21 protein-coding genes are annotated in these 23,249 nt (G+C 71.3%); 8 read left to right on the forward strand and 13 right to left on the reverse strand.

The window, feature by feature from the left end:
• Positions 1–2 precede the first annotated feature (2 nt).
• From B1H19_RS03680 to B1H19_RS03710, 7 genes are all read left to right on the forward strand, one after another.
• Positions 3–224 (forward strand): V-type ATP synthase subunit F, encoded by a 222-nt coding sequence (locus B1H19_RS03680; protein WP_237289103.1) that lies wholly within the window; start codon positions 3–5, stop codon positions 222–224.
• Positions 221–748 (forward strand): V-type ATP synthase subunit E family protein, encoded by a 528-nt coding sequence (locus tag B1H19_RS39175; protein ID WP_203237087.1) that lies wholly within the window; start codon positions 221–223, stop codon positions 746–748. The genes B1H19_RS03680 and B1H19_RS39175 overlap by 4 nt, the downstream gene beginning before the upstream one ends.
• Positions 736–2,538, forward strand: coding sequence for a V-type ATP synthase subunit A (locus tag B1H19_RS03690; RefSeq protein ID WP_083102848.1), 1,803 nt, complete (start codon positions 736–738; stop codon positions 2,536–2,538). Before B1H19_RS39175 ends, B1H19_RS03690 begins: the two co-directional genes overlap by 13 nt.
• Before the next feature lie 64 nt (positions 2,539–2,602).
• Positions 2,603–4,030: a V-type ATP synthase subunit B gene (locus B1H19_RS03695; protein WP_083102850.1), complete on the forward strand. Its 1,428-nt coding sequence runs from the start codon at positions 2,603–2,605 to the stop codon at positions 4,028–4,030.
• On the forward strand, positions 4,027–4,665 hold the full coding sequence (locus tag B1H19_RS03700) for a V-type ATP synthase subunit D (RefSeq protein ID WP_203237402.1): 639 nt from the start codon (positions 4,027–4,029) through the stop codon (positions 4,663–4,665). The genes B1H19_RS03695 and B1H19_RS03700 overlap by 4 nt, the downstream gene beginning before the upstream one ends.
• A 145-nt stretch (positions 4,666–4,810) precedes the next feature.
• Positions 4,811–5,683, forward strand: coding sequence for a universal stress protein (locus B1H19_RS03705; RefSeq protein WP_107425868.1), 873 nt, complete (start codon positions 4,811–4,813; stop codon positions 5,681–5,683).
• A 240-nt stretch (positions 5,684–5,923) separates the two neighbouring features.
• Positions 5,924–6,343, forward strand: coding sequence for a CBS domain-containing protein (locus B1H19_RS03710; RefSeq protein ID WP_083102859.1), 420 nt, complete (start codon positions 5,924–5,926; stop codon positions 6,341–6,343).
• Between the two features lie 52 nt (positions 6,344–6,395).
• On the opposite strand, the gene B1H19_RS03715 is transcribed toward B1H19_RS03710, so the two are convergent.
• The 11 genes from B1H19_RS03715 to B1H19_RS03765 form a co-directional block, all read right to left on the reverse strand.
• A complete protein-coding gene (locus tag B1H19_RS03715; RefSeq protein ID WP_083102862.1) occupies positions 6,396–7,052 on the reverse strand; it encodes a potassium channel family protein in 657 nt (218 codons plus the stop codon).
• Positions 7,049–7,708 (reverse strand): potassium channel family protein, encoded by a 660-nt coding sequence (locus tag B1H19_RS03720; protein WP_083102865.1) that lies wholly within the window; start codon positions 7,706–7,708, stop codon positions 7,049–7,051. The genes B1H19_RS03715 and B1H19_RS03720 overlap by 4 nt, the downstream gene beginning before the upstream one ends.
• Entirely contained in the window at positions 7,705–10,554 is a 2,850-nt protein-coding gene (locus tag B1H19_RS03725) for a cation-translocating P-type ATPase (protein WP_083102868.1), read from the reverse strand. Before B1H19_RS03725 ends, B1H19_RS03720 begins: the two co-directional genes overlap by 4 nt.
• Complete coding sequence (locus B1H19_RS03730; RefSeq protein WP_237289106.1) at positions 10,551–10,982, reverse strand: CBS domain-containing protein; 432 nt, start codon at positions 10,980–10,982, stop codon at positions 10,551–10,553. Before B1H19_RS03730 ends, B1H19_RS03725 begins: the two co-directional genes overlap by 4 nt.
• Before the next feature lie 14 nt (positions 10,983–10,996).
• Positions 10,997–11,257 carry an acyl carrier protein gene (locus B1H19_RS03735; protein WP_083102873.1) on the reverse strand — a complete coding sequence of 87 codons (261 nt, stop codon included), beginning with the start codon at positions 11,255–11,257 and terminating at the stop codon, positions 10,997–10,999.
• On the reverse strand, positions 11,254–12,657 hold the full coding sequence (locus B1H19_RS03740; protein WP_083102876.1) for a 2-oxo acid dehydrogenase subunit E2: 1,404 nt from the start codon (positions 12,655–12,657) through the stop codon (positions 11,254–11,256). Before B1H19_RS03740 ends, B1H19_RS03735 begins: the two co-directional genes overlap by 4 nt.
• Before the next feature lie 2 nt (positions 12,658–12,659).
• The gene (locus B1H19_RS03745; RefSeq protein ID WP_083102878.1) at positions 12,660–13,655 is read right to left on the reverse strand and encodes an alpha-ketoacid dehydrogenase subunit beta; all 996 of its coding nucleotides are present in this window, start codon (positions 13,653–13,655) and stop codon (positions 12,660–12,662) included.
• Positions 13,656–13,657: 2 nt separating this feature from the next.
• Positions 13,658–14,683, reverse strand: a complete 1,026-nt coding sequence (gene pdhA, locus B1H19_RS03750) for a pyruvate dehydrogenase (acetyl-transferring) E1 component subunit alpha (protein WP_083102881.1) — start codon at positions 14,681–14,683, stop codon at positions 13,658–13,660.
• Positions 14,680–16,473: an acetate--CoA ligase gene (acsA, locus tag B1H19_RS03755; protein WP_083102884.1), complete on the reverse strand. Its 1,794-nt coding sequence runs from the start codon at positions 16,471–16,473 to the stop codon at positions 14,680–14,682. The genes pdhA and acsA overlap by 4 nt, the downstream gene beginning before the upstream one ends.
• Before the next feature lie 126 nt (positions 16,474–16,599).
• Positions 16,600–17,007 (reverse strand): OsmC family protein, encoded by a 408-nt coding sequence (locus B1H19_RS03760; RefSeq protein WP_083102887.1) that lies wholly within the window; start codon positions 17,005–17,007, stop codon positions 16,600–16,602.
• A gap of 65 nt (positions 17,008–17,072) precedes the next feature.
• The gene (locus B1H19_RS03765; RefSeq protein ID WP_083102890.1) at positions 17,073–18,506 is read right to left on the reverse strand and encodes an MBL fold metallo-hydrolase RNA specificity domain-containing protein; all 1,434 of its coding nucleotides are present in this window, start codon (positions 18,504–18,506) and stop codon (positions 17,073–17,075) included.
• Positions 18,507–18,764: 258 nt separating this feature from the next.
• On the opposite strand from B1H19_RS03765, the gene B1H19_RS03770 reads away from it, so the two are divergent.
• Positions 18,765–19,667 (forward strand): universal stress protein, encoded by a 903-nt coding sequence (locus tag B1H19_RS03770; RefSeq protein ID WP_203237088.1) that lies wholly within the window; start codon positions 18,765–18,767, stop codon positions 19,665–19,667.
• An 83-nt stretch (positions 19,668–19,750) separates the two neighbouring features.
• Here B1H19_RS03770 and B1H19_RS03775 read toward each other — a convergent pair whose 3' ends face one another.
• Together B1H19_RS03775 and B1H19_RS03780 are read right to left on the reverse strand one after the other, a co-directional pair.
• Positions 19,751–22,150, reverse strand: a complete 2,400-nt coding sequence (locus B1H19_RS03775; protein ID WP_083102896.1) for a glycoside hydrolase family 65 protein — start codon at positions 22,148–22,150, stop codon at positions 19,751–19,753.
• A 57-nt stretch (positions 22,151–22,207) separates the two neighbouring features.
• Entirely contained in the window at positions 22,208–23,083 is an 876-nt protein-coding gene (locus B1H19_RS03780) for a universal stress protein (RefSeq protein ID WP_083102899.1), read from the reverse strand.
• Between the last annotated feature and the right edge of the window lie 166 nt (positions 23,084–23,249).

Here is a 23,249-nt window from a genome sequence, read left to right on the forward strand (position 1 = left end):
CCATGGGACGCGTGGCCGCCATCGGTGAGCAGGTGCGGGTGGCGGGGCTGGCGCTGGCCGGGGTCACCGTCCTGGTCGCCGAGGAGCCCGACGCGGTGCGCGATGCGTGGTGCGATGTACCGGAGGACACCGGACTGGTGATTCTCACGCCCGCGGCGGCCGAAGCCCTCGGTGCGGAGGTGCTCGATCGCATCCCGCCGCTCACCTCGGTGCTGCCGCCATGAGGACGCCGACCCCCGATGAGGCCGGTGCGGCACTCGAACCGGTGCGTACGGAACTCCTCCGGGCTGCCCGTGCCGAGGCCCGGGCACTCCTGTCCACGGCGGACCGCGAGGCTGCGGACCTGCTGGACTCCGCCCGGGCCGAAGCACGGACGATCCTTGACGCATCCCGTCGCCAGGGCGAAGCCGAGGGCGAGGCTGCCGGGCGTGCTGCCCTCGTACAGGCCCGTCGTACCGCCAGGGCCCGCGAACTGGCGGCGCGCAGGGACGCCTACGAGCAGCTGCGTCTTCGCGCCACCGAACATGTCCGGGCGCTGCGGCACACGGCCGACTACGGCTCCGTGCTCGACCGGCTGGCCCTACGCGCCCGGCAGCTCCTCGGTCCGGACACCGAGGTCGCGGAGCACCCCGACGGCGGTCTGGTCGCCCATGCCGCAGGGCGGCGCGTCGACTTCACCCTGGACGCCCTCGGCGCGCGGGCGCTCGAACGGCTCGATACCGACGTGGAGACGCTGTGGGCACCGTAGGAGCCGCCTCCGGAACAGCTGCCGACGTCCGGTCGCCCGGGACATCGCAACGGCACGAGCTGCCTGGGCACCCCTGCCGCATCCTGCGCGTCGCCGGCCCACTGGTCGAGATGGAGTACGCCAACGGAACCGCGATGTACGACCTGGTCTCGCTCGGCGAAGCCGCGCTGCCCGGCGAGGTGGTGGCGATCAGCGGAGGCGTCGTCACCGTCCAGGCATACGAGTACACGGGCGGACTCTCTCCCGGGGATACCGCGTTCCCTCAGGGCGGTCCGCTCTCGGCGCGGCTCGGCCCTCAGTTGCTCGGCGGAATCTTCGACGGCCTGCTGCGTCCGCTGTCCGGCGGCGGGGAATGGCTCGTCCCGGGTGCCAGCCGGGACGAGAACGGCGAACGCACGTGGGCGTTCATCCCGAGCGTGGGCAGGGGTGCACGGGTCTCGGACGGGGAAGTGCTGGGCGAGCTCCAAGGGGCGGGACCGGTAAGGGTGCAGGTCCTCGTACCACCGGGCTGCGGTGGGGTGGTGGAGCGGATCTCTGCCGAGGAGGCCGTTCCGCAGGACGCGGTGGTGGCTGTGGTGAGCGGCACCGAGGTAGGGACCGGCGCGTCATGGCCCGTGCGGCGGCCGCGACCGGTGCGCGAGCGCGGCGGCGGCGGCGAGCAGGAACCGCTGACCACCGGGCAGCGCGTGATCGACCTGCTCTTTCCTGTGGCGCGGGGCAGCACGGTCGCCGTGCCGGGCGGTTTCGGCACCGGGAAGACCATGCTGTTGCAGCAGATCGCCAAGTGGTGCGACGCCGACGTGATCGTCTACGTCGGCTGCGGGGAACGCGGCAACGAGATGGCCGACGTCATCGCCGAACTCTCCGCGCTGGAGGACCCCCGCACCGGCGGACGGCTCGCGGACCGGACGGTGACCATCGCCAACACCTCCAACATGCCGATGATGGCGCGCGAGGCCGGCATCTACACGGGCGCCACGGTCGCCGAGTACTTCCGGGACATGGCGCTCGACGTCGTCGTCATCGCCGACTCGACATCGCGGTGGGCCGAGGCGCTGCGGGAGTTCGCCTCCCGCACCGGCGCGTTGCCCGCGGAGGAGGGGTATCCGGCGGGCCTGGCGTCGGCGATCGCCGCGTTCTACGAGCGGGCGGGAGCCGTCACCACGCTGGGCGGCGACCGGGGGTCGGTCACTGTCATCGGCGCGGTGTCGCCGCCCGGTGGTGACCTGACCGAGCCGGTCACCGCGCACACCGAGAGGTTCGTACGCTGTCTGTGGTCGCTGGACCGCGATCTCGCCTATGCCCGCCACTACCCGGCCGTCTCCTGGTCGGGCTCGTTCTCCCGGGACGCGGCGGCGCTCGGCGCCCGGCAGGCTGCCACGGGGGATCCGTCCTGGCCCGCGCGCCGCAGCCGTGTCGCCGCGCTTCTGGACGAGGCGGACCGGCTGGCCGATCTCGTCGATCTGGTCGGCATCACCGCGTTGCCGGCCCGGGAGCGGATCAGCGTCCTCGCCGGCCGGCTGGTGCGCGAGGCGGTGCTCCAGCAGAGTGCGCTGTCCACGAACGACGCCTACTGCCCTGCGGACAAGACGGCGGCCCTGGCCGATGCCGTGCTCGCGGTCGTCGACCGCTGCCGGGAACTGGTCGATGCGGGCGTGCCGGCGGCCGCTGTCGAAGAGGTGGACTTCGGGCCGGTGCTCCGCGCGCGCGAGGAGGTCGGCCCGCAGGACGCCGCAGGAGTGGCGGCGCGGCGGGACATCATGCTCGCCAGGCTCCGGGAGGTGCGGTGAACGGACACGGCGCGCCGGGGCTCCGGCGCCTTTCGGCGGTCGGTCGGGCAAGAGGAGACGGACGGTGACCACCTGGGGCAGGGTCGAGTACACGACGGTGCGCGAGCTGCGTGGTCCGCTCGCCGTCGTCGAAGGAGTGTCGGGGGTCGGCTGGGACGAATTCGTCCGGATCACTATGGAATCGGGCGAGCGGCGGCACGGCCTCGTCCTGGAAGTGGACCGGGAACTCGCCGTCGTACAGGTCCTGGAGGACACCACCGGTATGGACCCGGCCGGTCTCCGGGTGGCCTTCACCGGAGCACCGCTGCGCATCCCGGTCGGGCCGGATTGGCTGGGGCGGGTCTGCAACGGCCGCGGCGAGCCCATCGACGGCGGCCCCCCGGTCTTCGGGGAGACCGACGCCGCGGTGAGCGGCAACCCGATCAACCCCGTGCGGCGCGAACCACCGTCCGAACCGGTCCTCACCGGTGTCGGTGCCATCGACGGGCTGACCACTCTCGTGCGGGGGCAGAAGCTGCCGGTGTTCTCCATGGCCGGGCTGCCCCACCTCGAGCTCGCCGTTCAGATCGCCGCCCAGGCCACCGCGGGTGGCGAGGCGTTCAGTGTGGTCTTCGCCGGGATGGGTCTCACCTACCCCGATGCCGCCTTCGTACGTGACGCCCTGGAGGAGCGCTCGGCAGCCGGTGAACTGGTGCTGCTGCTCAATATCGCCGACGCCCCGGTGATCGAACGGACCCTCACCCCACGCGTCGCGCTGACCGTCGCCGAACACCTCGCGTTCACCGGCGGGCGCCATGTACTCGTGGTGCTGAGCGACATGACCAGCTATGCCGAGGCGTTGCGCGAGGTCTCCGCCGCCCGCGGTGAGATCCCGGCGCGCCGCGCCTATCCCGGATACCTCTACAGCGACCTCGCCTCGCTCTACGAGCGCTGCGGAAAGATCCGCGGCCGCCCCGGATCCGTCACCGTCCTGCCGGTCCTGACGATGCCCGCGGGCGATATCACCCATCCGGTCCCCGACCTCACCGGCTACATCACCGAGGGCCAGATCGTGCTCTCGCGCGAGGCCCACGCCCGGGGTGTGTACCCGCCCGTGGATGCCCTCGCCTCGCTGTCCCGCCTGATGCGCAAGGGGGCGGGCCCCGGCCGTACCCGCGCCGACCACCTCGACGTCGCGGCTCAGCTGCTTGCCGCGCTCGCCCGGGCACGTCAGGTCCGAGAACTCGCCGACCTGGTGGGGCAGTCGGGACTCAGCGAGACCGACCGCCGATACCTCGACTTCGACGAGGCGTTCCTGCAACGCTTCGTGCACCAGAGCAACGACGAACTGCGAACCCTGGACGAAACGTTGGACAACGCATGGCAGGTGCTGCTCACGCTCCCCCGCAGCCAGCTTTCCATGCTGCCGGTCGCACTGCTCGACACGTACGGAGCGCAGGAGACGTCACGGCGGACATCGGCAAGGAACGACGGGAAGGGGCCGGCCCGGTGAACACCGCGCCCCGTACCCCGCCTTCCCGCGCCGCCCGGCTGCGCCTGCGGCACCGCCTGGACACCGCCTTCCGCGGAGCCGACCTCCTCGAACAGAAGCTGCGCGTCCTGCGTACACGGCACCAACTCCTCCGCAAAGCCGAGCAGACCTCTGCCGAACGGTGGCACGGCCAGGTGAGGCAGGCGGAATCCTGGCTGCTGAGAGGGGTTCTCCTGGGTGGTGAGCAGGCTCTGACGGCGGCAGCGGTGGGCGTCGGCGGCGCGGACGTCACCGTCGACGAGACGTCCACCATGGGGGTGCGGCATCCGTCCGGCGCCTCCTGCGTCATCCCGGACCGGGCTCCCGCCTCGGCCGCCCCGGGGAACACCGCTCTGGTGCACGCCGAAGCTTCCTACCGTGAGGCGGTGCGGGCCGCCGCGGAGTACGCCGCCGCGCGGGCGGCCGCCCGGATCGTCGGCGCGGAGCTGCTGAGCACCCGTCAGCGGGTCCGCGTCCTGCGACGTCACTGGATTCCCCGCCTGGAACAGGAGCTCGCCCGGGTCGGCCTCGCCCTGGAACAGAGCGAGCACGAGGACGCGGTACGGCGTCGGTGGGCAGCGCGGCAGGCCGAAGAGAACGGGACCACCCAGGAATGAGGCAGCAGCCCGCTGGTCGGAGGCGGGCGTCCTCCGGGCCGGGCCGTGGGGCAGGCCGTACACACCTCTGTGGGCCGTATGGCCCATGTCTGCTCCATGGTGCTTGCGCGACGGTGGAAAGGGCGGAAGCCGCAAGGAGGCCCCCATGGAGACACACACCTTCAGCAACGGCGCAGACGGTCCCGTAGTGGTGGGAACAGACGGCTCCGCCGGAGCCGCACCGGCGGTGTTGTGGGCCGCGGAGGAGGCCGCCGCCCGGAACCGGCCCCTGCACATCGTGCACGCCACGGGCATCGACGACTGGGGAGGCGGTCTGTCGTCCGACGCCGTCCGGCTGATCCTCGACGCAGCCCCCGGTCTTGTGGACCAGGCGGCGAAACAGGCCACCGACCGGGTGCCGGATCTCCAGGTCACCACCGCGGTGAGCCAGGACAGCGCCACCGTGAGCCTGCTCCAGGCGGCCGGAGAGGACGGGACGATCGTCGTCGGCTCCCGGGGGCTGGGCGGATTCTCCGCACTGCTGCTGGGCTCGGTCGGGCTCAGGACTGCGGCGCGTGCGCAGGGACCGGTGGTCGTGGTGCGCGGTGCGGAGCAGCCGTCGACGGGGAGTGTCGTGGCCGGAGTTCGGGATGAGAGGGATCTCGACGCGGTGCGCTTCGCGGCGACGACGGCGGGGCACCGGAAGGCGTCGCTACGGCTGCTGAGCGCGTGGACCTACTCCCAGTACGCCGAGAGCATGGTGCCCATGGTCGAGGCCGTGCGTGAGGTCGCGGAGGCCGCGGCCACCGCGAGCGCCCGGATCGTCGACTCCGTCCGGGAGGAGTTCCCCGACCTCTCGGTCACCGATGACGTGGTACGGGTTCCGTCCCCGGCCGGAGCGCTGGTCGAGGCGTCTGCCCATGCCGATCTCCTCGTGGTGGCCCGCAAGCCCAGGCAGCCCGTGGGCGCCGCGCTCGGCCGGGTCACCCACGCCGTGCTGCACCACGCCCACTGCCCGGTGGCGGTCATTCCGCGATAGCCGCACCGGGCTGGGTCCCTCGGCCCGCAGTGGTGCCCGTTGGGCCCTATGCCGGGGCGGGCACGGTGATCTTTACTGAAAGTGACGAGGAGGACATCGGAGACGCGGAGCAGCGGAGAGACACCGCGCACCGCGCAATCGGGACCCGCGAGAAGTGGGTGGTCCTCCTCGCCTTTGTGTATGCGGAATTCCCCTTCCCGGCCGCGTCAGGCCGGGATTTCCTGACTCGGAGGAGCGACCATGTCCACCGCACGGGACATCATGCACGTCGGCGGCACCTGCGTGCAGGAGAGCGAAACCCTGGAGGAGGCCGCGCGCCGGATGAGTGAGCTGGGTGTCGGAGCGCTGCCGATCTGCGGGCCCGATGACCGGCTGCACGGAATCATCACCGACCGTGACATCGTCGTGAAGTGTCTCGCCAAGGGCAAGGATCCGAAGAGCATGACCGCGGGTCACCTCGCCCAGGGCAAGCCCGTCACGATCGACACCGAAGCCGACGCGGGCCAGGTCCTGCGGGCCATGGAGGAGCACCGGATCCGGCGGTTGCCCGTCGTCGACAAGCATCGGTTGGTCGGCATGATCAGCGAGGCGGATCTCGCTCGTCATCTGACGGACGAACAGGTGGGGCATTTCGTCGAGGTGATCTGCGCGGCCTCCTGATCCTCCTGATTCCCGCCTCCTCCTGACACCCGCGTCCTCCCGGTTCTTCGCGTCATTGGAAGGCCGCGTGGACCTCCTGTTCGGTTGCGGTGTGGGAGACGAGCAGAAGTTCGTCGCCCGGCTGGAGGCGCATCTCCGAGGTGGGGACGGTGGGTTGACCGTCGCGGATGACCGTGGTGATGACGGTGCCGGCGGGCAGCACGATGTCGGCGAGGGCCCGGCCCGCTGCGCGGGACTGGGCGGTGATGGCGGTTTCGATGACGTTGACGCCCGCTTTGCTCAGGCGGAGCAGGGCGACCGTGTCGGTGGCACCGGTGGCTTCCTCGATGAGGGAGATCAGCGGGGTGGCGGCGGGGACGGGGACGTCGACGCCCCAGCGGTGGTCGAACAGCCAGGTGTTCTCCGTGTCGTTGACACGGGCGGCGACGCGCGGAACGGCGAACCGGCGCTTGGCGATGAGGCTGATGACGAGGTTGTCCTCGTCGCTGCCGGTGGTGGCGACGACAACGTCGGTGGTGAGGGCGCCGGCGTGCTCGAGGAACTCGGGTTCGCAGGCGTCTCCTGCGATCAGGCGGACGGCGAGGCGGCTTTCGAGTTCGGCGATCCGGTCCTCGTCGTGATCGACCAGGGTGACGTCGTTCTGGGCGGCGGCGAGCACTTGGGCGATCTGGGTGCCCAACCTGCCGGCTCCGGCGATGAGGGCTTTCACGTCCCTAGCTCCTTGTCGAGAAAGCCGCGCAGGCGGCCGAGGGCGGTGGCCGCGACGGCGAAGGTGACCAGGTCGCCGGGTTCGACGGGGGTGTGGTGAGCCGGTACGAGCGAACGGCCCGCGCGGGTGACCTCCACGACGCGGATCTCGCCGTCGACGTCGCATTCGGTCAGCCGCCGACCGGTGAGGTAGGCGGGCAGTTCGGAGCGGACCAGCAGGGTTTCACCGTTGCCGAAGGACAGCTCCGGCGTCAGATGACGGTGCAGCAGCATCTGGTGGATCTGATGCACCGTCCAGCGGACACTGGCGACGGTGGGGATGCCCAGTTCGCGGTAGAGGTCGGCGCGAGCGGGGTCGTAGACGCGGGCGAGTACGAGGGGGACCCCGTAGGTCTCCTTGGCGGTGCGCGCGCTGACGATGTTGCTGCTGTCCGAGGACGTGACGGCGACGAACGCGTCGGCGTGCCCGATTCCGGCGCCCTCAAGGACCGTACGGCTGAAGCCGTTGCCTTCGTGGAACTGGCCGGGGAAACCGACGGGCAGGAGTCTGCGGGTCGTGGGCAGGCGGTCGACGATCCGTACGTCATGGCCTTCGACGGCGAGCTGGGCGGCGAGTCTGGACCCCACTCGTCCGCAGCCGACGATGATCACTCTCATCGCTCTCCTCCCTTCCTGCCCACGGGCCGCACGGGCCGGTGGCGCCGCAGCCACCACTTGCGGGTTTCCTCGGCGGCCAGCAGCAGCACTCCGAAAGCCGTCAGGACCGCCCAGTCGGCGGCGGCCAGCGGGGCGGTGTGGAAAACGGTCTGCAGCACGGGCAGATAGCTGATCGCCGCCATCAGGCCGATGCCGAAGCACCCCGCGGCCAGCAGCCAGGGGTTGGACAGCAGCCCGATCCGGAAGACGCTCTGCCGGTCGGTGCGCACCGCCAGGGCGTTGAAGAACTGGCTGACCACGATCCCGGCCTGGACCATGGTGATCGCCTCCCGGTAGACGGCGTTGTCCTCGGTGAAGTGGGAGTACGGGATACCGGAGGCGTGGATGTGCCAGAAGAAGACGACGCACACGCCCAGCGCCTGGATGCCGCCCAGGAAGAGGGTGCGTCCCAGCACGGTCGCCGAGAACAGCCGTTCGCGGCGGGAGCGTGGCGGACGGTCCATGACGTCGGGTTCGGGCGGCTCGGCGCCGAGTGCCAGCGCGGGCAGGACATCGGAGCCCAGGTCGATCGCGAGGATCTGCACCGCGGTGATCGGCACCAGCGGGAAGCCCGCGAACGTCGCGGCCAGGATCGGGACGAGCTCGGCGATGTTGTGGCTGAAGAGGTAGATCAGGAACTTGCGGATGTTCTGGTAGACCGAACGGCCGAGTCGCACGGCCGCGGCGATGGAGGCGAACGAGTCGTCCAGCAGCACCATGACAGCCGCTTCCCTGGCGACATCCGTCCCCGAGGCGCCCATGGCCACGCCGATGTCCGCGTGCTTGAGCGCGGGGGCGTCATTGGCGCCGTCGCCGGTGACCGCGACCACTTCGCCGCGCCGCTGGAAGGCGGTGACCACGCGCATCTTGTGCTCGGGGCTGACCCGGCACAGCAGCAGTTCCGTCGGCTCGGCGAGCACTCCGTCCAGGGCGTTGTCGTCCAGCGCGTCGAGGCGTGTGCCGGTCACGACGGTGGGTGCGGTCTGTCGCACGATGCCCACGCGGCGGGCGACGGCTTCCGCGGTCAGCGGGTGGTCGCCGGTGACCATGACGATACGGATCCCGGCATTCCGGCAGGCGTCGACGGCGTCGCTGACCTCGGGCCGCGGCGGATCGAGCATGCCGATCAGGCCCAGCAACGTGAGCCCGGACTCCGCCTCGTCCTGCGTGCAGCCCGGTCCCGTCACCGGTCGCCGTGCCGCCGCCAGCACGCGCAGTCCCCGGGAGGCCAGTTCGTCGTTCGTCGCGACGACTTCGGCGCGCAGTTCCTCCGTCAGGGGCCGCCGCTCGCCCTTCCAGTCGATGCCGGTGCAGCGGGCGAGCAGTTCCTGCGGGGCGCCTTTGACGTAAGCGCAGTAGGTGTCGCCGTCCGGAGCGCCGTGCACGGTGCTCATCAGCTTGCGGACCGAGTCGAACGGGTGCTCCCCCACGCGCGGTGCCGCGGCCTCCTCGGCGGCCAGGTCGAGTCCGGCCTTCGCCGCCGCGACGAGCAGAGCCCCCTCGGTGGTGTCGCCGAGCACCCGCCAGCCCCCGCGTCCGGAGTGGGGGTACCTCCCGGCGTCGGATGGGGGAGGGAGCAGCCGGGCGTTGCCGCACAAGCCGGCCACACGGAGCAACTCGCGCACGGAGAGCCGGTCGGAGACCTCGCCTACCGGCGCGTACCCCACTCCCGACACCGCATGCGACTCGCCGCCCGCCCATACCCGTGTCACGGTCATCTCCGCCTGCGTCAGCGTCCCGGTCTTGTCCGTGCACACGACCGTGGTGGACCCCAGCGCCTCCACCGCCAGCAGTTTCTTCACCAGCGCATGCCGGCGCGCCATGCGCCGTACGCCGATCGCCAGCGACACGGACAGCGTCGCGGGCAGCCCCTCCGGCACCAGCGCGACCATCACCCCGAGCGCGAACACGAACGTTGCCACGAACGGCTGCCCGGCGGGCACCCGGACCGCGAACAGCACCGCCCCGATCGCGAGGGCCGCGCCCGCCACCCGGCGGGCCATCGAGGCCACCTGGAGCTGCAACGGGGTCTTCTGCCGCGGTGCCGCCGCCGCGAGCCGGAAGATCCGCCCGAACTCGGTGGCGGCGCCGGTGGCGAAGACCACGGCCTTGGCGGACCCGGCGATGACGTCCGTGCCCATGAACACGCAGTTGCGTGCCTCCAGCAACGGTCCGGCCGCCACCGGATCGCCGCTGCGGCCGACCGCGTCGCTCTCCCCCGTCAGCGCCGCGTTGTTCACCGAGGCCTCGTGCGCCTCGACGAGGCGGCAGTCCGCCGACACCGCGTCCCCGGCTTCCAGGACCACGACATCGCCCGGCACCAGTTCGCGAGCGGGCATCTCCTGCCGCTCCCCGTCCCGCAGCACTCGGCAGGTGTGCGGCACCATCGCCTGCAGCGACTGCGCGGTCCGCTCGGCGGAGTACTCCTGGGCGAAACCGATGGACGCGTTCAGCACCACCACGCCGAGGATGGCCACGGCCAGCCGAAACGTGCCGACGTCCCGCGGCTGTTGCAGCGCATAGATCAGAAAGGTGATCGCCGAAGCGACGAGCAGGACGATCGCGAACAGGTCCCTGAACTGTGCCGCCAGCTGCCGCCACACTCGACGGCGGCGGGCGCGCGGCAGCTCGTTGGGACCGCAGCGGTCCCGCCGCGCCACCGCGTCCGTCGCGGCGAGTCCCCGTGGCGAGGTGTCCAGCGCGGCGAAGACCTCCCCCGGCGGCAGGGTCTGCACGAGCGGGCCGGCTGCTTCGGCCGCGGCCGCCGGTCTCCGGCTGCGGTCACCTGGGGTCAGCAGCTGGGTCATGTCTTCCGCTGCATGGAGGGCGGCCCCGGCGGTTCCTTGACCACGCTCCAGGCCACCGGGCCCAGCAGGTCGCCGATCCGCAGGAAGACGTCCATGAGCAGGTCGTCCACGGCCAGAACGCCCACGACACGGCGTCCGTCCAGTACCGGAAGCCGGCGCACGCCGGATCTGCGGAAGGCTCGGTACGCGACATGGATGTCGTCGGTCGCCGCCACGGTGGTCACGGGCCGGGTCATCACCTCGTCCACCCGTGTGCCGGCGTCCAGACCCCGGGTCAGCACGCGCACCGCAAGGTCGCGGTCGGTGACGATGCCGCACAGCTCCCCGCCGTCCGTCACCAGCACGCATCCGACGTCGTACGCGTCCATCCGGCGGGCCGCCTCCCGCAGGTGCGTCCGCGCCGGTACGGCAACGGCGGGAGCACTCATCACCTCGGAGACCTTCATCGGCCGATGCCTTCCGCGGTACGCACCACGAGGAAGTCTGCGCTGTCGGCCAGCGTGGTGAGGTGCGGGGTGTCCTCGTCGTCGATCCGGATCCCGATGCGTTTGCCGAGGATCTCGATGAAGCTCAGGAAGTCGAGCGAATCGAGTTCCAGAGCATCCCGGAACGTGTCGTCGGGCCGCAGCGTCGTGAAGTCGGCGTCCGGGACGATCTCGGCCAGTGATTCCTTCACCGCATCCAGTGCTTCGTCGCGCTTCATAGCTCCTCCGGACTCTGCAAGAGGCGGTCGACCGCAGTGAGGTAGCGGGCCCCGACGGCCCCGTCGGTGGCCCGGTGGTCCGCCGACAGGGTGGCCGTCACCACAGGCCGTACACCGAGGAGGCCGTCGACCGCCCACGGCCGTTCGACAATCCTTCCGAAGCCCACCAGGGCCACTTGCGGCGGGTAGATCACACCGAGGACGGCCTCCACCCCCTGGTCACCCAGGTTGGTGACCGTGATGGTGGGATCGGACACCTCGGAGCCGCGCAGCCTGCCTGTACGGGCGCGGGCGACCAGGTCCTTCATGTCCGCCATGAGCTGCGGGAGTTCGAGAGTGTCGGCGTCGTGCAGGGCGGGGGCGACCAGCCCTCCGCCGCGCAGGGACACGGCCACGCCCAGGTGTACCCCCTCGCCTGCGGTGAATCCGCCATCGGTCCAGAAGCCGTTCAGTTCGGGCACTTTCCGGGCGGCTCGGGCCGCGGCCTTGAGCAACAGGGCCACGGGAAGCAGTCGTTCGCCGATGGGGCAGCGGCGGTTGTGCTCATGCATCCAGTCCATCGCGGCGGCAAGGTTGACCGTTGTGGACAGGTAGTAGTGCGGGATCTCCCGGTTTGCGCGGGACATCAGGCCCGCGATGGCATCGCGCATCCCCACGGGTCGGCGCTCCCCGGCAGGACGGGCGGGGGCCGCGCTGCCGCTCTTCGGCCCGGCGGGCACGGACGGGCCGGGGGCCGCCTCGCGGACGTCCACGGCCCGGACGGCGCCGTTCCGTCCGGAGCCCGTCACTGCGGAAAGGTCGACGTCCAGTTCGCGGGCCAGCCGTCGGGCGAAGGGCGTGATCCGGCCGGGGAGCCTCGGAGCCGCCGCGGCGCGCTCGACGTCGGCACGGGTCACACGCCCGCCGTGCCCGGATCCATGGAGGGCGTCCAGGTCGATTCCGGCCTGTTCCGCCAGGTGCCGGACCAAGGGGCCCTCCTCGCCGTGGGCACGGCCGCGCACGGCGAGGACGCGGTCGCGGCCGCCGGCAGGCACGGGGGCGCGGGGTTCGGCGGGGGCCGGTGCCGGGTGGGCGGTTGCTGCCCGTTTCGGGGTTTCCCGCGCCGTCGACCGTGCCGTCGCCGCCCTCCCGCGCTTCGTGGGCTTCGTGGGCTTCGCCGGTTCTTCCACCGGCTCGATCAGCGCGAGCGGTGTGCCCACCGGGACCGTCGCGCCCGGGTCGACGAGCAGCCGTCCCACCCTGCCCGTCTCGAAGCACTCCACCTCGATCGTGGACTTCGCGGTCTCGACAACCGCGACCGGCTCCCCTCTGCGGACCCGGTCGCCCGCGCGCACCAGCCACTCCTGGAGCGTCCCCTCGTCCATGTCGGCGCCCAGCGACGGCATCGTGAACTCGGCCATCGTCAGTCCACCGCCCGATGCGCGGCCGTGACGATGTCGGCGGTCTGCGGCAGCGCGGCTTGTTCGAGCAGCCGGGCGTACGGGATCGGGACTTCCGCGCTGCACACCCGCTCGACCGGCGCGTCCAGTTCGTAGAGCGACTCCTCGGCGATCCGCGCCGAGATCTCCGCGGCGAGACTGCCGGTCCGCCATGCCTCGTCCACGACCACCGCGCGGTGCGTCCGCGCCACGGAGGCGGCGATGGCCTCGCCGTCGAGGGGCCGCAGCGTGCGCAGGTCGAGGACCTCGGCGCTGATGCCGTCGGCCGCCAGCTCGTCCGCCGCCGCGAGGGCCTTGGGAAGCGAACCACCGTAGGTGATCAGGGAGATGTCGGTGCCCTGCCGGCGGGTCGCGGCGTGGTCCAGGTCCACCGGGGCGGTGAGCGGGGCCAGTTCGCCGGCGGCGTTGTAGAGGCTGCCGTGCTCGAAGATCAGGACCGGGTCGGGGTCGGCCAGCGCCGGGGCCAGCATGGAGCGGGCGTCCTCGATGGTTGCCGGGGCGAGCACCCGAATGCCGGGGATGTGTGCGTACCACCCTTCGAGGCTGTGCGAGTGCTGCGCGGCGAGCTGCCGTCCCGCACCCGTCGTCATCCTGATCACGAGCGGGACGGGCAGCTGGCCGCCGGACATGTGCAGCAGGGTGGCGGCGTTGTTGAGGATCTGGTCGAGGGCGAGCAGGCTGAAGTTGACGGTCATGATCTCGACGATCGGCCGCAGACCGGACAGGGCCGCACCGATGCCCGCGCCCACGAACGCGGACTCCGACAGCGGGGTGTCGCGGATCCGTTCCGGCCCGAACTCCTCCAGCAGGCCCAGGCTCACGCCGAAGCAGCCGCCGTACCGGCCGACGTCCTCCCCCATCAGAAAGACCCGCTCGTCGGCGCGCAGCGCTTCGCGCAGGGCCTCGCGCATCGCTTCCCGATAGGTCGTCTTGCGCTCGTCCGGCTGACCGGTGGCCATGGTCACATCGCCTCCACGAAGCCGCTGGTGACATTGCGCAGCAGGTTTTCGACCGGCTCCTCGGGGGCCTGCTCGGCCGCCTCGACGGCAGCATCGATCTCCTCGGTGATGCGGCGCTCGATCCCGGCGAGTTTCCTCTCGCTCAGCTCGCCGTCCTCACGCGTACGGTCCAGGAGCCTGGTGACCGGGTCCCGGGCCTTCCACCGCTCGATCTCGTCCTTGTCGCGATAGCGGTCCGGGTCGTACATGGAGTGGGCGCGGAAGCGGTAGGTGCGCATTTCGAGGAAGTGCGGCCCGCCGCCGCCCCGGATGCTCTCGGCGGCCCGGCGGGCGGCGCGCTCCACGGCCTCGACGTCCATGCCGTCCACGGCCCACGCCGCCATACCGTACGAGGCGCTCCGCAGGGCCAGGTCGGTCTGCGCCTCGTGCCGTTCGATGGCCGTGCCCATGGCGTACAGATTGTTCTCGCAGACGAACAGCAGCGGCAGCTTCCACAGTGCGGCCAGATTCGCCGTCTCGTGGAACTCGCCTTCGGCGTAGGCGCCGTCACCGAAGAAACAGCACGTGACGCGGGGTTGTCGGCGCATACGGTCGGCGAGCGCGAGCCCTGCGGCCAGCGGGAGCCCGCCGGCGACGATCGCGTTGCCGCCGTAGAAGCGCCGGCTCGCGTCGAAGAGGTGCATGGATCCGCCACGGCCCCCGCTGCAACCGGTCGTCTTGCCGTACATCTCGGCCATGACGGCTTCGGCCGGGATACCGCGGGCGAGTGCATGGCCGTGCTCGCGGTACGTGGCGACCACCGCGTCGTCGGCGGTCAGGGCCTCGTTGACGCCGACGGCGACGGCTTCCTCCCCGATGTAGAGGTGAACGAAGCCACGGATCTTCGCGGCGCTGTACAGCTCCACGCAGCGCTCCTCGAAGCGCCGGATGCGCAGCATGGCGCGCAGCAACTCGCGGCGATGCTCGGCGCGGGCCGCGTCCGTGCCGGTCGGGGTCTTCCGTTTGCGGGTGCCTGGGGCCGGGCTCATGCCGATCCCTCCAAGGTGGACAAGTCGCCGGTGGGCAGGCCGAGTTCGCGCGCACGCAGCAGCCGGCGCATGACCTTTCCGCTACGGGTTCTGGGCAGGTTCTGGTCGAAGGCGATCTCGCGGGGCGCGACGGCGGGGCCCAGCCTGCGGCGGCCGAAGGCCAGAAGTTCATGCTCCAGCGCGGACGTGGGTTCGGTGCCGGGCCGCAGCGAGACGAATGCCTTGACGATGTTCCCGGCGACGGCGTCGGGCCGTCCGATCACCCCGGCCTCGGCGACCGCCGGGTGTTCCATGAGGGCGCTCTCCACCTCGAAGGGACCGATCAGGTGCCCCGCCGACTTGATGACGTCGTCGGCGCGCCCGACGAACCAGAACCAGCCGTCCTCGTCCCGCCGGGCCAGATCCCCGGTCAGATACCAGCCGTCGGCGAACGCCGCCGCGTAGCGCTCCTTGTCGTGCAGATAGCCGCGGAACATGGACGGCCAGCCGGGACGCAATGCCAACTCGCCCTCGATGCCCGGGGTTTCCAGCACCGTCACCCGGCCGTCGGTGATCAGCGCCCGGCCGTCCTCACCGCGCTCCAGCACCGCCGCCTCGATACCCGGCAGCGGTCGGCCCATCGAGCCGGGCCGGATCTCGCAGGCGGCATAGTTCGCGATCATGATGCAACCGGTCTCGGTCTGCCACCAGTTGTCGTGGACGGGCAGCCCCAGCACCTCCTGGCCCCACACCACGGCCTCGGGGTTGAGCGGCTCGCCGACGGACGCGACGAAGCGCAGCGCCGACAGATCATGCGCGGCGGGCAGGTCGTGGGCCCCCTGTCGAGGAGTGGTGCGCATGAGCATGCGCAGCGCGGTGGGCGCGGTGTACCAGACGCTGACCTGCTGCTCGTCGAGCATCCGGTACCAGCGCCGGGCGTCGAAGTCCCCCTCGTCGACCACGAGCGTCACACCATGGACCAGCGGGGCGATGATGCCGTACGACATGCCGGTGACCCAGCCCGGGTCGGCCGTGCACCAGTACACGTCCTCGGGGTGCAGATCGAGCGCGTACGCGGCCGTGGCGTGGTGGGCGACGACCGCTTCGTGTACGTGGATCGCACCCTTGGGGGCCCCGGTGGTACCGCTCGTGAAGTGCAGAAGGGCCATGTCCTCGGCCGAGGTCGGCGGAATGGTGAAGTCTTCGGGGGCAGCGGCCGTCAGCGCGTCGAACGAGAGCGTGCCGGGCAGTTCCTCGGCTCCCGGTCCGACGATGAGGACGTGTGCGAGTCCGGGGAGCGAGGGCCGTCGGTCGGCGACCTTGCGCCGGTACAGGGCCGCGGTGGTGACCAGCACCCGGGCGTCACCGAGCCGCAGGCGCTGCTCGACCGGGTCGGGGCCGAACGCGGAGAAGAGCGGGCAGAGCACACTGGTGTTCTTCAGGGTGCCGAGCACGGCCGTGTAGAGCTCCGGACACCGGCCGAGCAACGTGAACACCACGTCACCGCGACCGACACCGAGCGACCGCAGTGCGTTCGCGAAGCGGGCCGTACGACGGGTCAGCTCCCCGTATGTGACGGTCGAGACGGTGTCATCGCGCCCTATACACCGCAGCGCGACCTTGTCACCGCGCTCCGCTACCGCATGCCGGTCGACGGCCTCGTACGCCATGTTCAGCCCGCTGCCGCCGGGCAGCCCGTCCAGCGCAGTGCGCGCCTGTGACCAGGTGAAATCGGAGCGGGCCCGTGCGTAGTCAGCGAGATTCGGCGGGACGTCCGGTGCGGCGTCCTTACGGATCGTCTGCCACGTCATCGCGATTCCTTCCGACGCCCGGCTCTGCTTCCAGCGTCACGGTCACCGGCCCGCCGCGCACGGGGCCGAAGGGCCCGGGCAAGGACCGAGCGGGCCGTACCGTCCTGCGGCAGCCTGGTGCACCCGTCAGGTCACGTCCACGTCGATCGACACCTCGGGTGGCCGCAGCAGGGAGTTGTGGACCGTGCAGTGCTGCACCACTGCGCGCAGCGCCTCCTTGCGGTTGCCGGTCAGGGGCGTGGGAACATGTACGCGTATGCGCACCCGGGTAACCCGTGCGGGTCCGTCGTCCGCCATCTCGAAGTCCGCCGCGGCACGCAGCTCGCCCCGTGGCAGACCGTGCCGGTCCAGATAGCGACCCGCGTAGTACGCGATGCACGAGACGAGCGAGGCAACGAACAACTCCACCGGCGTGGGCCCGCTGTCTCCGCCTCCCGCCTCGACCGGTTGGTCGACGACCAGCTCATGTCCGCGCACCCTGATGCGGTACGACTCCCCGTAGGTGAACGACACTTCGATCCTTCTGCTGCTCACTGCTGCCTCCGCTGCGACGGTCGGTGCTTGCGGGCGTGAGGTGGCGCCGGGAGCCCTACCACTGGTCAGCGCACCAGAACGTGTTCCCCGGATCGAGGTACGACCGCGGTCCAGCCCAGCGTGTGGTCGATCCGGTCCCTGAGGGTGGCGGATGCCTCGGGCTCGCCGTGCACGAGGTAGGTGACATGCGGCGGAGGGGCAGCACGCAACCAGTCCAGAATCTGTGCCTGGTCGGCGTGGGCGGAGAAGTGCGGCACGTCGGTGACCTCGGCCCGTACCGGCACGTACTCCCCGAACATCTTGAGAGCGCGCGCCCCGTCCACCAGATCGCGGGCGCGGGTGCCCTGCACCGCGAAGCCGACAACCACCACGCTGTTGCGCGGGTTGGGCAACAGCCTGTGGAGGTGGTGCAGTACGCGTCCGCCGGTGGCCATGCCCGATGCCGAGACGATGACGGCGGGGCCGCGAGTGTGGTTGATGTCGATCGATTCCTGCACCGAGCGCGCGACGCGGAAGGGCTCGGGGCTGAGCGCCGCTCCGCCTGCCGTGCGGACTTCGGACCGAAGCTCGGGCGCGCCCTCCCGGACCGCGTCTGTGTACACATCCAGCGCGGCCAGCGCCATCGGGCTGTCCACGTAGACGGGGACGTCCGCGGGCAGTCGTCCGCTCTCGCGCAGCGCCGCGAGTTCATGGAGGACCACTTCGGTGCGGTCGATCGCGAATGCCGGGATGACTACGGAACCGCCCCGGTCGAGGGTGCGTTCCAGGGCGCGGGCGAATGCCTCTCGACCTGCTTCCCCTTGGTGACGACGGTTGCCGTACGTGGACTCCAGGAGGAGGACGTCGGCGCCGGAAAACGGCTGCGGGGGCCTCAGCAGCGGGTGCCCCGGCCGCCCCAGGTCACCGCTGGTGGCGAGGGTGTGCCCGTCCTCCAACGTGAGGTGGGCCCAGGCCGAGCCGAGGATGTGGCCCGCCCTGTGAAGGCTGAGCGTGGTCCCCGCTTCGATCTCGACCTGATCGTCGAAGGAGACCGGGTCGAACATGCTCACCGCGCGCTCCGCATCATCGATGGTGTAGAGCGGGCGGGCGGGGCGGTGCTTGGACCAACCGTGCTCATTCGCGTGCGCCGCGTCCTCCGCCTGGAGACGTGCGCTGTCGCGCAGCACGATCGCGGCGAGACGTGCCGTGTGCGCGGTGGTCAGGATCGGTCCGCGGAAGCCCTCGCGGGCCAGGCGCGGAAGGTACCCGCAGTGGTCGAGGTGGGCGTGGGTCAGCACGACCGCATGGATGCTGTCCGCGTCGCACGGTAGTCGGCGCCAGTTGCGGCGCCGCAGATCGGCGACGCCCTGGAAGAGACCGCAGTCGACCAGGATCCGGGTGTGGTCGCTCTCGATGAGGAACTTGCTGCCGGTGACCGTGCCGACCCCGCCGAGAAACGTCAGGAGAGCCGGTCTGGGCCGGGTGGCAGGGGCCAAGGACGGCTGACCGGGAGTGTCCATGGCGCTTGGCCTCCTGCCCTCGCGGCACACGATGCGTGGCTCTCGCGTACCTCAACGGTCACATCCGTGGCATTCGGGCGGATGGGGCCGGTGTACCCCGCACGGGGACCGACCGGCCCCGGCGCCGGGCGTTCCCACCCAACAGCCCGGAGCCAGGGGCCAGTCAGCCCGCGAAAAGGTCCTGCAGCCCATCGCCGGGGCCGTCCCCGCAGGGCAATCGTGGAAGCGCACCGTCGAACAGCTCTCCGGAGGTACACCGTGACCCGTCCTGTAGCCGTCGGGCTGGACGGCTCTCCCGCCAGTCTCGCCGCCGCGGACTGGGGTGCCCGTGAGGCACTGCGCCGGGACCTGCCCCTGCGACTCGTGCATGCCTGGGAATGGCAGCCCTACACCCACGCACCACTCGTCGGAATGGACGCGCCCCGGCTGTGGTCCGAGCGCGTACCGCGTGAGGCCGCCGCAGAACTGCGCGACCGCTACCCGGACCTGAAGATCGCCGAGGCCCACGCCACGGGCCCGCCCCCTGAGGTGCTGTGCGATGTGGCCGGGGAATCCGAGCTGCTGGCCATCGGCAGTGCGGGGCTGGGCAGGCTCGCCGGATACTTCCTCGGATCCGTCGCGATGTCCGTCGTCGCGCACACCGAGCGGCCGGTCGTCCTCGTACGGGCCGGCACGACCTCCGTCGACGAGCGCCTGCTCGCCGGCGACGGACGGCCGCTGTCGGCCATGGCCTACCGCCCGGTGGTACTCGGCATGGATCTGAGCCGACGCAGCGGCGATGTGATCCGGTTCGCCTTCGAGACGGCGGCGCTGCGGGCGGCCCCGCTACGGGTCGTCCACGGCTGGAACCCGCCGGCGTTCTTCGCCTACGGCGTCGGTGTGGACCCGAGCCTGCGGGCCGACATAGCGGCACAGGAAACCGATGCGCTGCGCACCGCGCTGCGCCCGTGGCAGGAGAGGTACCCGGGCGTTGACGTGATCGAGCAATCCGTGATCGGACAGGCCGCGCACCACCTGGTGGACGCCGGGGGCGACGCCGGTCTCCTCGTCGTCGGCAGGTACACCGACCGCTCGCGGGCCGGGCCGGCCCGCCTCGGGCACGTCACCCACGCCGTCCTGCACCACTGCCCGGCCCCGGTCGCCGTGGTCCCGCACGACTGACGCCGACACCGCGACGCGGGCCGGGCCGCCCGCATGCCCGTGAGCCCAACACGGCCGCTGAGACGCCCCAACGGCCGAAGCGGTCAGCCACCCGGCAGTTTGAGCGTGCAGGTTTCACCGGGTGCGACCGTGACCGCACGGTCAGGCAGCACCACGCGGATCGGGGTCTCCTCGGAGGCGGGCACGGTGATCCGCAGGTGCTCATGGTGCAGCCGTACGCCGATGCCCCAGTGGCCGCGGTAGCGCAGCGAAAAGCCGTACTCGGACAGCTCCGGCAACGGCACCGGGTCCAGCCACAGGGCGTCCTCCCGGGTGTCGAGTCCGGTGAGGCCGCGTTGGACCAGGTCGAGGGTGCCGGCCATGGCGCCGAGGTGGATGCCCTCACCGGTGGTGCCGCCTTGCAGGTCGGCCACGTCGCCTTCGAGCGCGTCCTGGCAGTACGTCCAGGCGTCGGCGGGGTGTACCCGGGCGAGCACCCAGCCATGGACGATGCCGCTCAGAGTGGAGCCATGACTGGTGCGGCGCAGGTAGTGGTCGACGGTCTCGCGCCAGATCTCATCGGTGAGTTCGTAGCCGAGCCGTCGGAAGAGCTCTGCCAGTTCTGCGGGCGAGAAGAGATAGCCGAGCATCAGCGCGTCGGCCTGCTTGGAGGCCTGGTAGCGGTTGACAGTGTCGCCTTCGGCCTCCAAGATCCGGTCCAGTCGCCGGATGTTCCCGTAGCGCTTGCGGTAGTCGGCCCAGTCGAGTTCAGCGAGATCGCCATAGCCCTCGAACTGACTGATGACGCCCTGGTGGAAGGGAACCCGCAGCCGCCGCGAGACGTCGTCCCACTTCTGGAGTTCGCCGCTGTCCAGCCCGGTCCGTTCGAAGAGTTCCTGTCTTCGCCACGCGGGGAGACGCCGTACCAGGTCGAGGGCGCGCCCGAGGACCCACGCGGCGGTGACGTTGGTGTAGGCGTTGTCGTCCAGTCCTGGTCGTGCGGCGCCGGGGTAGCCGTCGTGGTACTCGTCGGGGCCGACGACTCCGCGGATGCGGTAGCGGCCGAGGCCGGAGTCGTAGGAGGCGCTGTCCGCCCAGAAGCGCGCGATGTGCAGCAGCAGCTCGGCGCCCTTGGTGTGCAGGAACTCGGTGTCGCCGGTGGCTTCGCAGTACTGCCACACGTTGTAGGCGATCGCGGAACCGACGTGGTGCTGAAGCCGGGAGCGGTCCGGCAGCCAGCGTCCGGACCGCGGGTTGAGGTGGAGTTCCGGCGTCTCCTCGCGCCCGTCGCTGCCGCTCTGCCACGGGTACATCGCTCCTCCCCTGCCCGCCTCGGCGGCCGCACGGCGGGCCTCGGGAAGCCGTCGGTGCCGGTAGGTGAGCAGGGCGCGCGAGACCTCGGGGAAGTGCAGGTTCAGATACGGCAGGACGAACAGCTCGTCCCAGAAGACGTGCCCGCGGTACGCCTCACCGTGCAGCCCGCGGGCCGGGACGCCCACGTCCAGCTCCGCCGTGTGCGGCGACAGCGTTTGCAGCGCATGGAAGAGATGCAGCCGCAGGACACGGCCCGCCTCCCCCGGAACATGGATCTCCGCCCGCCGCCACAACTGCTCCCACGCGCCGGCATGGGAGGCCAGGAGCGACGAGAAGCCGGGAGCGCGCTGCACCCGGTCGAGCGCCGCCCCGAGCGGGTTGCTGATCGCCGGGTCGTGGGAGGTGTGCAGGGCAACGGTCTTCTCCACGACGACGGGCCGCCCCGGCGCGAGGGGGATCACCAGGCGGTGCACGGCACGGCGGCGTGCGGGGTGCAGCCCTGAGGACACGGGGAGTTGACCGCTGATGGTGGTGCGCGCCGCCATGGCGACACCGATGTCCGAGCTGCTGGTCCGGCAGCGCAGCCACACCGTGTCGGGATCCGCCGCCCCGGTCTGCACCTGGGTCAGATGGCTGCGGTTGAGGGACCGGTACCGGCGCACATTCCCGTTGATCACCTCACCGTCGATGGCGGACTCCACCTCGATCTCGCCGGACCGGCCCTCGACCGTGAACTCGCTGCGCAGAGCGGCAAGATGAGGGTCCGCCATGTGCACCAAGCGGCACTGGTCCACGCCCACGAGAGCGTCCTCACCGTCCCGGTACCGGAACCGGCGCGTCAGCGTGCCCCGGCACAGATCCAGTGTCTGCCGGTAGTCGACCGGCCGGGAGACGTCCGGAGAGAACCACGGGCCGGCCGAGCCGTCCGCACGGCGCGAACGGAACCGCAGGCGCAGCCAGTTCGGGAGGTTGACCAGGTCCTCGTTCTCCACATCCCGCCCGGCCACGGTCGACTGAAGGCGGTTGTAGCACCCGGCGACGTACGTGCCCGGACAGTGGACGAGGCCGGCCCTGCTCTCGGGCGCCGCGCCGCGAGTGGCGAAGTAGCCGTTGCCGAGCGTGCACAGCGCTTCCCGCAACCGCTCGGCGGCGGGCTCATAGCCCTCGTACTCCCAGGTCCACTCCGACATCCGTCCTCGTTCCCACGGCTTCACGGCACAACCGGAAGCGAGCCAGGCGGTATGCGTTCATGCGCGGTGCGGGACGACGGCGACCGGACAGCTCGAGTGGTGCAGAACGGCATGGTTGACGCGGCCGAGTTGCAGTCCGAAGTGGCCGTGCCGTCTCAGGGCTCCCACGACCAGCAGGTCGGCCTCCGGCGACGCGTCCAGGAGGACCTTGTGCGCGGGGCCCTCGGTCACTCGGCGGTACACGTCGACCCGCGGGTGTTCCTGTGCGGCGCCGCGCAGCGCGTCGGCAAGGAGGGCCGAGGCGCGCTCTTCGTGATCGTGGGTGGCCGCATCCGCCAGGCGTGGGTCATCCGCCGTCTCGTGGGCCGGGCACCGCCATGCCCGTACGGCGTGGAGCGCGCAGCCACGCGACTCGGCCTCCTGGACGGCGAACCGCAGCGCGGCCGACCCCTCAGGGGCATCGCCCACTCCGACAACAACCCGGTGGCAGGCGCCCTGCCGGTTCCGTTCGCCGCCGCGGACCACGATCACCGGGCAGACCGCCCGCGCCGCCACCGCCAGGCTCACCGACCCCAGCAGCAGCCCGGCCAGGCCACCGCGGCCTCGGGACCCCGTCACCAGGGCAAAGGATTCATGCCCCTCGCGCAGCAATGCGGTGACGGCATCATGGGGCAGCACGTCACCCGACACCTTCACATGCCGGTTGCGCAGCTGGGCGCGCTCCACGCACGAGGCGGCGATGTGCTCGGCCATCACCTGCTCGGCCGGGCGGTCGGAGGCGAAAGACGGGCGAACCCCTTCGTACCGCTCCCACAGCGAAGCATGGACCAGGCGCAGGGGCAGGCCGCGACGGGCCGCTTCGTCCACCGCCCAGTCCACCGCCTGCAGGCTGGACTCGGAACCGTCGACGCCGACGACCAGCGGGAGCTCCATTGTCCCCACCGCCTTCCTGCCTTCCGCTGACGTGCCCCGGGGCCCTCCCGTAGCCCCTCCGATCCACCGTCGCACCCCTCGCAGCGCCTCGCGAGGTCCGGGTCGGTCTCCGACCGGGGACCTTCGGCCCCTGGGGCGAGGCTGCTGCGCGCCGGACCCTGGAGAC

It is taken from the genome of Streptomyces gilvosporeus (assembly GCF_002082195.1).
GTDB lineage: Bacteria > Actinomycetota > Actinomycetes > Streptomycetales > Streptomycetaceae > Streptomyces > Streptomyces gilvosporeus.